The following is a 9,861-nucleotide window of genomic DNA, read 5'->3' as shown; positions in this document are numbered from 1 at the left end:
TTTCCAGAACCCTGCAACATCGACGTTGCGTAGAATTGGCATATTCGCAGGTGAACACCGTGAAAGTGTTGCAACTGTGTTCACGGTTAACGCAATGACAGTGACCCGATCATTGCAATGCAATGATGCTGAACGCTATGGTGAAAGCCGGCATCCCGGTTCGCGCTGACAGCACCCATCTCGGCGAGCCGCGCCGGATGCCCTGAGCCGAGGCGGGGCCCGACGCCGTTTGAGCATGGTCTGAACCGCGCCGTGCCCGCTCGCCCTCAGGAGCCGAGCGCGTGTCCGGTCGTCGCGTCGATGTGGTCAGGGATCTCGGCATGGCGGTCGCCGACCGTCGGTGTCCCGGTGGGTTCGAACAGGAGGATCGAGGCCCCGGTGGGAGCGGACGGCTTGTGCTCCGTGCCGCGGGGGACGGTGAGAACCGCGCCCTGGGGAAGCCGGACCGTGCGCTCCCCGCCGGGCTCGCGCAGGGAGATGTGCAACTCCCCGTCGAGCACCAGGAAGAACTCGTCGGTGTCGTCGTGGACGTGCCAGATGTGCTCGCCCTCGACCTTGGCGACGCGTACGTCATAGTCGTTGACGCGCGTGACGATGCGCGGGCTCCACAGGGCGTCGAAGGAGGCCAGGGCCTTGCCGAGGGCGATGGGTTCGTTGCTCACCAGTGGATCCTGACCCATTGGGCATGGACGGCGTGAGTGCTAGGAATGGCACATGGCGCAAGAATCCTCGCACGTCGCTCCTGTGGCGGACCCGCACCGGGTCGTCGTGATCGTGGACGAGAACTCCAACCCGTTCGAGCTGGGTTGCGCGACCGAGATCTTCGGCCTGCGCAGGCCCGAACTCGAGCGCGATCTCTACGACTTCTGCCTGTGTTCCCCTGAGCCGCGCACGCCGATGCGGGACGGGTTCTTCACGCTCACGGGCGTCGCCGACCTGGAGGCGGCCGAATCGGCGAACACGTTGATCGTCCCCAACCGTCCCGACGTCGAGGTGCCCCGCCGCCCCGCCGTACTCGATGCCATCCGGCGGGCGCATGCGCGCGGCACCCGCCTGGTCGGCTTCTGCAGCGGCGCCTTCACCTTGGCCGAGGCCGGGGTCCTCGACGGGCGCCGGGCCACCGCGCACTGGCAGTGGGCGGATTCCTTCCGGGCCCGCTTCCCGTCCGTCCGGCTCGAAACAGACGTGTTGTTCGTGGACGACGGTGACATCCTCACGGCCGCGGGGAGCGCTGCGGCGCTCGACCTCGGCCTGTACATCGTCGGCCGCGACCACGGCGCGGAGATCGCCAACTCCGTGAGCCGGCGGCTCGTCTTCGCCGCGCACCGCGATGGCGGGCAGCAGCAGTTCGTGGAGCGGCCCGTGCCTGATATTCCGGATGAGTCCTTGGCGCCTGTCCTGGCCTGGGCTCAGGAGCGGCTGGACACCCCGATCACGGTGTCCGACCTCGCCGCGCAGGCCTCGGTCAGTCCGGCGACCCTGCATCGCCGCTTCCGGACCCAGTTGGGGACCACACCGCTGGCGTGGCTCACCGGGGAACGGCTTGCCCTGGCATGCCGGTTGATTGAGCGGGGCGAGTCGCGCTTCGAGATGGTCGCGCGGCACAGTGGGCTGGGCACCGCTGCCAATCTGCGTGCGCTGATGCGCCGCAGGATCGGGCTCACTCCGTTGGAGTATCGGCACCGATTCGGCCCGGGGACCTCGTACGTCGCCGGTGCCGGATGACGACGCCCTGCGGTTGTCCGGTGCCGTGGCTGTCACGTGACCTTTCTCTTCGGGCTCGACCATGTGTTGCACACGCCCGGTCTGCCTGAGCGGTATCCCTTTTCGGTCCACATCAGTCGCGTGGACTGACGGCCGTGATCGTGAGCGAAGGGATCGTTGACGACGCCCGTGAACAGGTAGCGGAATTGCTGCCACGGGGGCATCTCGCGTCGCATCGCCTTCAAGGCGGTTCCGGCGAAGCATTCGGCCTGTAACTCGAGACGCCTGCTCAACAGGTCCGTCGTCGCGCGCTTGACGGCGATGCCCTCTACGGCCTTGTAATCCAGGATGTGCGTCCAGTGCTGGACATGATGGCCGTACTCGTGGCTGATCGTCTTGGACACGAAGGCGGCGGCCAGGGGATGCCGCAGCATGTCTTTGGGGACCAGCATGTAATAGGTGGTGGTCCCGCCGCAGTAGTACCCGGTGTCGTTCTTTCTGGGCACCAGCCCGCAGATCGGATCGCGGACACGGCGCTGGACGAACTTCCGTTTGGGCGGCGCGAAGTACATGTTCTCCGCCTTGAACGTGCCGGTCCAGATCCGATCCAGACAACTCGAAACAGACTCCATGTACTTCTTCATCGACCGCCAACTGCCGGACCTGAGCGTGGAGATCTTGCAATTCCCCTTCACCCGAGGCGCGGCATAGAGCGGACTGTTGACTACGGCGGCGCGGCCCCACGGCACGTTACGCCAGTTCGGGATCACCGGCGCCGAAGCGGAAGGTGAAGGTGAAGGTGAAGGGGACGGCGCGATCGCGGGGGCTGTGGCCGTCCGCGGAGCCGAAAGGGGAATCGGTGAGGGCGCGGGGTCGGCCGGTGAACACGCGGCCAAGAGGAGGACACAGACGGTCAAGCGCCGGGAGAGGCGAAGCATTTGCGGATCTTATCGGCCATTTTCCACAAAACGGCTGTCACGAAAAGCCTCGCCCCGGTACGGATCGGCAGAGTGACTGGCCTGCCAGGTCGGGGAAGCGTCCATCATTGCTCGTAATGAAAGACTCATCACGGCTTCGGACCGCGCTCGGCGTAACCGGGCTCGCCCTGTCCGCCCTCATCGGCCTCGCCGGCTGCGGCGAGACCACGACCGCCAAGACCACGACCGCCACGACCGCGGCCTCCCCGAGCGCCACAGCACGAATTCACAAGCCGCCGACGTCGACGGCCCCGCCCCAGGCGGAGGTCGACCGGCAGCTCCGCCGCCTCGAACAACAGAGCCACGGACGCATCGGTGCGTACGCGATCGACACGGGGACGGGCCGGGCCCTGAGCCACCGCGCCGGCGAGCTGTTCCCGACGTTGTCGACGTTCAAGGTGATGGTCTCTGCGGCGGTGCTGCGGAAGGCGCGGCAGTCCGATCCCGGGCTGATGGACCGGATCGTCCACTACACCGGCGACGACCTCGTGGACCACTCGCCCGTCACCGGGAAACACGTGGACACCGGCATGACCGTGGCCGAACTGTGCGACGCGGCGATCACCGTGAGCGACAACACCGCGGGCAACCTGCTGCTCAAGCAGATCGGCGGACCGGCCGGGCTCACCGCGTTCTACCGTTCGCTCGGCGACTCGGTCAGCCGGCTCGACCGCTGGGAGACCGAGCTCAACGTCTGGAAGCCCGGTCAGAAACGCGACACCACCACCCCGTCCGCCTATGCCCGTGACCTGTTGGCGCTCACCCTGGGCAACGCGCTCGAGCCCGCGGATCGGGCTCGTCTGATCGGCTGGATGGACGATGCCACGACGGGGGACGCGCGCATCCGGGCCGGGCTGCCCGAAGACTGGACCGTCGGCGACAAGACCGGGACCGGCCCGGCCTACGGCACCACGAACGACATCGCGGTCGTCCGGCCACCGTCCGGCGCACCGGTGGTCATGGTGATCCTCACCAACCGCCGGGCTGCGGACGGCGCCGGTGACGAAAAGATCGTCGCCAGGACCGCCGCCATCCTCGCGCGCGGGCTCGGCAGGACCGATTAGGACGCCACGGGATGGTCCAGCAGTGGCAGCCGAAGAACGAACCGGGCGCCTCGCGGCGAGTCCTCGATCCGAAGGGTCCCGCGGTGGGCGCGGGCGATGTCGAGGGAGATCGCAAGACCCAGCCCGCTGCCGCCGGAGTCGCGGCGACGCCCTTCTTCCAGGCGGGTGAACCGTTCGAAGACGCGCCGGCGGTCGGCCGGTGCGATGCCGGCGCCGTCGTCGACCACGGCCACGACGGCCTGGCCGTCCGCGGATTCGACGGAAACCTCGACACAGGTGTCGGCGTGGCGCCGCGCGTTGCTCAGGAGGTTGTCCACTACGCGGATCAGCTGGATCCGAGAGCCGCGCACCCATACCTCGGAGGGCGCGTAGACGTCCACCGGCACACCATGGGCTTGCGCCACCTCCTCTCCCACGAGCGCACCCAGTTCGATCGACTCGTGCGGCGCCGGGTCGGCGGCGCGCAGGCGGGCCATCAGCAACAGGTCGTTGACGATCGCCTCGAGCCGGTCGCAGGCCGCCAGCGCTCCCCGGACGGTGCCGCGGAGATCGGCGTCGTCCGGGTAGAGCAAGGCCTCCTCCAGTTGCGTGCGCAGGCCGGTGATCGGTGTTCTGAGCTCATGGGAGGCCGTGGAGGCGAACTGACGTTGCTGCTCCACCGCCCCTTCCAGCCGGGCCAGGGTCCGGTTGGCGGTTTGGGCGAGCAGCGCGATCTCGTCCTTCCCCGGGGGCATGGGCACCCGAAGGCTCAGGTCACTCACTGTGATCTCGGCCATCCGCGCTCGGATGACCGCGACCGGGCGTAGTGTCCGGCCCACCGCCCACCACGTCGTCCAGGCCGCCGAGCCCACGAGGAGGAGTGCGACTGCGGCGACGAGGTATTCCAGGCGGTGAGTCGCCAGAATGGACGGCTCGACCGTGCCGGCGTAGACCACTGGAGAGTCCGCCGCGGGAGTGACCCGGTTGGCCATGAGTATGAGGCATCGGTCCTGCGAGCACTCAGTCCGCTTCTGGAGCCGGTCGTCGGCCGGAGGGCGGTGCATGCTCACCGGCGGCTCGTTCGCAGCCTCCGCACTGGAGTCCACCACCTTGCCATGGACATCGATCAACTGGATGAGGCCGACGCCTGCCGAGGTGGGGATCGGATTCGGAAGGGCACCGTTGCGCAACGCCGCGCTCCACCGGGCGGCGACTCGCTCGGCCTCGAAGAAGTGGTCGTCCTGGACCCTGTACCGGATCGCCAAGTCGAGGCTCAGACCGATCGTCATCAGGAGTATCAGCGACAGCGCCGTCGCGATCAGCGTGTAGCGCGCTCGTATCGAGTGCAGGAGCGGCACTGGCGTCACCATTCTTCCTTCGGCATCGCCAACTCCTCCCGGCACAGTCCTTCCCCTGGAGAGATGGAGCGGCATCCATATCGCCGGGGATCGTGAGCTCGCAGCGAGGCACGGAACTTACCGAGAAGCAGGGTCCATCGCATCACGGTATGCCGGAAAACCGCCGCCATGAAGGACCTGGCACACCCAGGATCCGGACCGCTCCCTCAGCGAATGCCCTGGTCAGGGCGTCATGGGCCCGCAGGTTGGTGATCATCTCCGTCAAGCGGGTCCAGGCACGGCAGGTGCCGCTCCACGGCCAGGGGGAGGGGGCGCCATTCATGGCGCCCCGGCGCGGCCCCGGCGTCGTGCCAGCTCGCGATGACCGGCCACCAGGCCGTAGGTGACGAACCCCACCACGATGGCCAGCATTACGACGAGCACATTCCTGATCAAATTGACCCCTGGTGGGCTGCCGGCAAGCGAGCTACTACGCAGATCAGCGTAGGTATGCATTGCCCACTTCCGCGTCTCGCTCAATCCAAGGGACCCTCAAGGGAAATGTCCCCTTCAGAGCTGATGAAGGATCCGCTTCCAGGGAACGGTCGGACGTCTACCCAAGGGGTGGCCGGATGATCGTGGTGCTGCGGGCCGGGTGAAACGAGCGGGACGGCGGCCGGCCGCCGTCAGCCCGCATTCAGGGGGTGATTTCTATGGATTGAAGATGCTGACGCCTCCGGGGCCGACGAGGAACCCGAGGACGATGAGGACGATCCCCCAGAGGATGTCCCGACGGGCCAGGATGACGTAGATCCCGGCGATCACGAGTACGACGGCGATGAGCCAGAGCAGTGTAGCCATGGCCTTCCGCTGCCCTGACAGATGACCTCATAACATCGGCAGGTCGATCGGACTATCCCTTGGAGCCGTATTTGAGAGCATCTTCCAGGGACGCGTATGTGGTCATTCCGCCGACCCGGCCGGTGACTCCGAGAACGGAGAATATCCGCTGAAGTCGCGGGGAGAGCCCGCACACGACGACCCTCTCGCCCATTCCCAGGCGCCGGTACACGTCAAGGATCACGCGTATGCCGGAGCTGTCGAGGAAACGGAGCTCGCTGAGGTCGAAGACAAGGCGCTGCGGCGCCTGCTCGAGAACCGCTTCGACCTGTTTCTGGAATGCGGGTTCCGCGGCTATGTCGAGCTCTCCACACGCCCTGATGATCGTGAATGGAGGGCGATGCTCGGTGGAGGCTTCGAAGACATCCATATTGCTCACCTTCGTCGCCGGTCGGACTTGCAGGTCAACCCCTCATAAGCACCCTATGTCGGCTCTTCGAGATCATGGGAAGGCCGGCTGCCGCTCACCCCGGAACAACTCGCCTGACGAGCCCGCGTCCCGATCATCCGGTGCCGAGGCCCGACCGTCTCCCGGCTTCACCGGTCAGCGCGGCGGAGAATCATGTTCGGCGCCGACGCTCCGAGAGCCATGCCAGGACCTCCACAGCCCCTCGTACACCCCGCCCGCCGCGACCAGCTCGTCGTGGGCTCCGACCTCCACCACCCGGCCGTTGTCCATGACCACCACCCGGTCGGCGTCGCGGGCCGTGTGCAGGCGGTGGGCGATCGCGATGACGGTCCGCCCCTCCAGGACGGCGGCGAGCGAGCGTTCGGCGCGCCTGGCCGTACGGGGGTCGAGCATGGCGGTGGCCTCGTCGAGGATGACGGTGTGCGGGTCGGCCAGGATGACCCTGGCCAGGGCGAGCTGCTGGACCCGGTCCGGGCCGAGGGTGGCGCCCGACGACTGGGACCCCAGCTCGTCGTCGAGCGAGGCGACCCAGTCGGCGCCGACCGCCGCCAGCGCCTTGGCCAGGCGGTCGTCGCCGGCCGTCGGATCCGCCAGCAGCAGGTTGTCGCGGACGGTGCCGAGGAACAGGTGCTGTTCCTGGGTGACCAGGACGACGTGCTCGCGGAGTTGGGCGGGGGAGAGGTCGGCGACGGGCACCGCGCCGACGGTGACCCTGCCCAGGCGGGGGCGGTCGATGCCGGCCAGCAGCTTGCCCAGGGTGGACTTGCCGGCTCCCGAGGGGCCGACGACGGCCAGGCGCTCGCCGGGCCGCACGGTCAGATCGACGCCGGCCACCACGTCGTCGCCGCCTTCGTAGGCGAAGTGCACGCCGCTCGCCTCGATGCGGTCGCCCTGCGGCGCCGCGGCGGCGACCTCCTCCCGCGCCGGTGTCGCGAGCCCCTCGATCCTGGCGAAGGAGGCGCCGCTGCTCTGCAGCTGCTCCATCCAGATCAGGATCGTCTCGATCGGCTGGTCGAGCTGACGCAGGTAGAGCACGCAGGTGACGACCGCGCCCAGCGTGACCTGGCCGCGGTCCAGGAGTACCCCGCCGAGCAGCAGCACCAGCACGGGCGGCAGGAGCGAGGAGACCTCCACCGAGGGCCAGAGCACGCTGCGCAGGAAGAGGGTCCGCAGCTGGGCGGCCCGGTTGCGTTCGATCACCCGTTCCGCCGCCCGCGTGCGCTTGGCCTGCAGGCCCAGGACCTCGATGGTGCGGGCGCCCGCGGCGTTGGCGGCCAGGTGTTCGGCCAGCTCCGAGCGGGCGGCGCCTTCCTCCAGGTAGGCGGGGCGGGCGCGGCGAAGGTACCAGCGGGAGGCGGCCACGATGCCGGCCAGCGCGAGCAGGCCGCAGGCGCCCAGGACCGGGTCGACCAGGAAGACGGCGACGATCAGGAAGATCGCCTGCAGGCTCGAGACGAGGATCGCGGGGCCGGCGTCGCGCAGGGTGCGGCCGACGACGGCCACGTCGGTGGTTCCGCGGGCGGTCAGGTCGCCGGTGCGGATGTGCTCGACCGTGGCGGCGGGCAGGGCCAGCACGCGGTCCAGGAGCTCGGCGCGGATGTGTTCCTGGACACGCTCGCTGAAGCGGGTGCCGATCTTCTCGGCGTACCTGGACAGGACCAGCTGAGCCAGCGCCGCGCTCACGGCGAGCGCGGCGAGCAGGTCGACCGTGTTCCCGGCGCGGACGGCGTCGACGATACGGCCCAGCAACCACGGGCTGACCAGCGCGGCCGCCGCCGCCAGGCTGTTGAGCAGTAGCGTCGCGGTGAAGCCCGGCACGTCGCGCCTGACCAGGCGCAGGGCGGCCCGCCGTACCTGCCGGTGGTCGGCGACGGGCAGGTCGCGGTTCATGCGAGCACCGATCGGTAAGCGGGGGTGGAATCCATCAGCTCGCGGTGGGTGCCGGAGGCGGCCACCCGACCGTCCTCGACGAACAGCACCTGGTCGGCCTGGGCGAGCAGCAGCGGCGAGGTGGTGGCCACGACCGTCGTACGGCCGGCACGTGCCGTACGGAGCCGCCCCGCGAGGAGGGACTCGGTGTGCGCGTCCAGCGCGGAGGTGGGCTCCACGGCCGTCAGCACCTCGGGCTCGGCCAGCAGCGCCCGGGCCAGGCGCACGCGCTGACGCTGGCCGCCCGACAGGTTGCGGCCGCCGGGTTCGATCATCGAGTCGAGCCCGTGGCGCAGCCCTGCGACCACGTCCTGCGCCGCGGCGACGTGCACGGCCCGGTGGATGGCCTCGTCGTCCGCCTCGCCCCGGCCCTGGAGGACCTCGCGCAGCGTTCCCGCGAACAGGGCGGCGTCGTGGTCGGCGATCAGGGAGGTGCCGTCGAACCCGCCCAGCCCCTCGAGCAGCGCCACGCTCTCCTCGGGCCGGGCGCTGACCAGCCCCACCAGGCTCCCCGGCGCGACCTCCGGCCCGGCGGACCGGGGCCGTTCCCCGGCGCGCAGCGCGAGGAAGCGGGTGACCTGACGGGCGGCGACCAGGCCGTGGCTGATCTGGAAGCTGCCCTCGATGAAGGCGGAGACCGGCACCACCAGCACGGCGATGTACCCGTATACCCCGACCAGTTCGCCCACCGTGATCGCCCCCTCGGCGGCCAGGCGGGCGCCCAGCCAGGTGACGGCGGCCAGGAACAGGGCGGGCAATCCGGTGCCCAGCGCGCCGATCCAGCTCGTCAGCGACGCCACCCGGTAGCCCTGCTCGCGCAGGCTCGCCGAGTCGGCGCGGTACCGCTCGGCATAGGTGCCCTTGCCGCCGAAGGCGTTGAGCACCCGCAGCCCCTCGATCAGGTCGACCAGGCGGGTGGTCAGCCTGCCCTGGCTCTCGCGGTAGCCGTTCTGCGCCTTCATCAGCCGCCCGAGCAGCGGGCCGAGCAGGATCGCCAGCAGCGGCACGCCCAGCAGCACCACCACGGCCAGCACCACGGAGACCTGCAGCAGCAGCACGGCCACGACGCCGTAGCTGATCACCGCGCCCACGCCGGGGCCGGTCACCGTCAGCGAGGCGGCGATGGTGATGACGTCGCCGATGCCGATCGTCACCACGTCGCCCGCCGAAGCGCGCTTGGGCAGGTCGGCGCCCAGCTTGTTGATCTGCTCGACCAGGGCGCGCACGGTGCGGAAGTTGGCGTCCATCCGGATCTTGGTCATCGTGCGGTGCCGCACCATCGCCAGCCAGGCGTTGACCAGACCCGCGCCGAGCAGCGCCAGCACCCAGCCGGGCGCCAGGTTGTCGTCGATCGCCCTGGACAGCAGATACGGCGGGAGCGTCAGGCCCACCATCCAGAGGGTTCCCAGCGTCGCGCCCAGCGCGACCCGGCCCTTCTGCGACCAGGCCAGCCAGCACAGATACCGAGCCGCCTTCATGATGATCACGCTAGAGCATGGCTTTAGCCCCTCTTTACCCGCCCTGAAGCGGCCGTTCGCAGCGGCTGACCCAGGTGATCGGCC

10 protein-coding genes are annotated in these 9,861 nt (G+C 69.2%); 2 read left to right on the top strand and 8 right to left on the bottom strand.

The genetic code is table 11. The annotated features are described in order from the left end of the window. Window positions 1-266: 266 nt before the first annotated feature. Window positions 267-662, bottom strand: coding sequence for a cupin domain-containing protein (locus Pmi06nite_RS18045; RefSeq protein WP_203954200.1), 396 nt, complete (start codon window positions 660-662; stop codon window positions 267-269). Window positions 663-714: 52 nt separating this feature from the next. On the opposite strand from Pmi06nite_RS18045, the gene Pmi06nite_RS18040 reads away from it, so the two are divergent. Next, on the top strand, window positions 715-1,725 hold the full coding sequence (locus tag Pmi06nite_RS18040) for a GlxA family transcriptional regulator (RefSeq protein ID WP_203954199.1): 1,011 nt from the start codon (window positions 715-717) through the stop codon (window positions 1,723-1,725). Window positions 1,726-1,757: 32 nt separating this feature from the next. Here the strand turns inward: Pmi06nite_RS18040 and Pmi06nite_RS18035 are convergent, their stop codons facing one another. Both Pmi06nite_RS18035 and Pmi06nite_RS18030 read right to left on the bottom strand, forming a co-directional pair. Continuing rightward, window positions 1,758-2,474 (bottom strand): neutral zinc metallopeptidase, encoded by a 717-nt coding sequence (locus tag Pmi06nite_RS18035; RefSeq protein ID WP_203954198.1) that lies wholly within the window; start codon window positions 2,472-2,474, stop codon window positions 1,758-1,760. Continuing rightward, window positions 2,455-2,592 (bottom strand): hypothetical protein, encoded by a 138-nt coding sequence (locus Pmi06nite_RS18030; protein WP_203954197.1) that lies wholly within the window; start codon window positions 2,590-2,592, stop codon window positions 2,455-2,457. The genes Pmi06nite_RS18035 and Pmi06nite_RS18030 overlap by 20 nt, the downstream gene beginning before the upstream one ends. A gap of 166 nt (window positions 2,593-2,758) precedes the next feature. Here Pmi06nite_RS18030 and bla point away from each other — a divergent pair, with 166 nt between their 5' ends. Then, window positions 2,759-3,745 (top strand): class A beta-lactamase, encoded by a 987-nt coding sequence (bla, locus tag Pmi06nite_RS18025; protein WP_203954196.1) that lies wholly within the window; start codon window positions 2,759-2,761, stop codon window positions 3,743-3,745. On the opposite strand, the gene Pmi06nite_RS18020 is transcribed toward bla, so the two are convergent. The 5 genes from Pmi06nite_RS18020 to Pmi06nite_RS18000 form a co-directional block, all read right to left on the bottom strand. After that, complete coding sequence (locus Pmi06nite_RS18020) at window positions 3,742-5,094, bottom strand: HAMP domain-containing sensor histidine kinase (protein WP_203954195.1); 1,353 nt, start codon at window positions 5,092-5,094, stop codon at window positions 3,742-3,744. The genes bla and Pmi06nite_RS18020 overlap by 4 nt on opposite strands. Window positions 5,095-5,772: 678 nt before the next feature. Further along, window positions 5,773-5,922 carry a GPGG-motif small membrane protein gene (locus Pmi06nite_RS18015; RefSeq protein WP_203885462.1) on the bottom strand — a complete coding sequence of 50 codons (150 nt, stop codon included), beginning with the start codon at window positions 5,920-5,922 and terminating at the stop codon, window positions 5,773-5,775. Window positions 5,923-5,974: 52 nt separating this feature from the next. Next, window positions 5,975-6,331 carry an STAS domain-containing protein gene (locus tag Pmi06nite_RS18010; protein WP_203954194.1) on the bottom strand — a complete coding sequence of 119 codons (357 nt, stop codon included), beginning with the start codon at window positions 6,329-6,331 and terminating at the stop codon, window positions 5,975-5,977. Between the two features lie 174 nt (window positions 6,332-6,505). Next, window positions 6,506-8,260, bottom strand: coding sequence for an ABC transporter ATP-binding protein (locus tag Pmi06nite_RS18005; protein ID WP_203954193.1), 1,755 nt, complete (start codon window positions 8,258-8,260; stop codon window positions 6,506-6,508). Beyond that, window positions 8,257-9,777, bottom strand: coding sequence for an ABC transporter transmembrane domain-containing protein (locus Pmi06nite_RS18000; RefSeq protein ID WP_203954192.1), 1,521 nt, complete (start codon window positions 9,775-9,777; stop codon window positions 8,257-8,259). Before Pmi06nite_RS18000 ends, Pmi06nite_RS18005 begins: the two co-directional genes overlap by 4 nt. Window positions 9,778-9,861: the final 84 nt, after the last annotated feature.

The organism is Planotetraspora mira, from assembly GCF_016863275.1.
Lineage (GTDB): Bacteria > Actinomycetota > Actinomycetes > Streptosporangiales > Streptosporangiaceae > Planotetraspora > Planotetraspora mira.
This window is presented reverse-complemented; position numbering and strand designations above follow the sequence as displayed.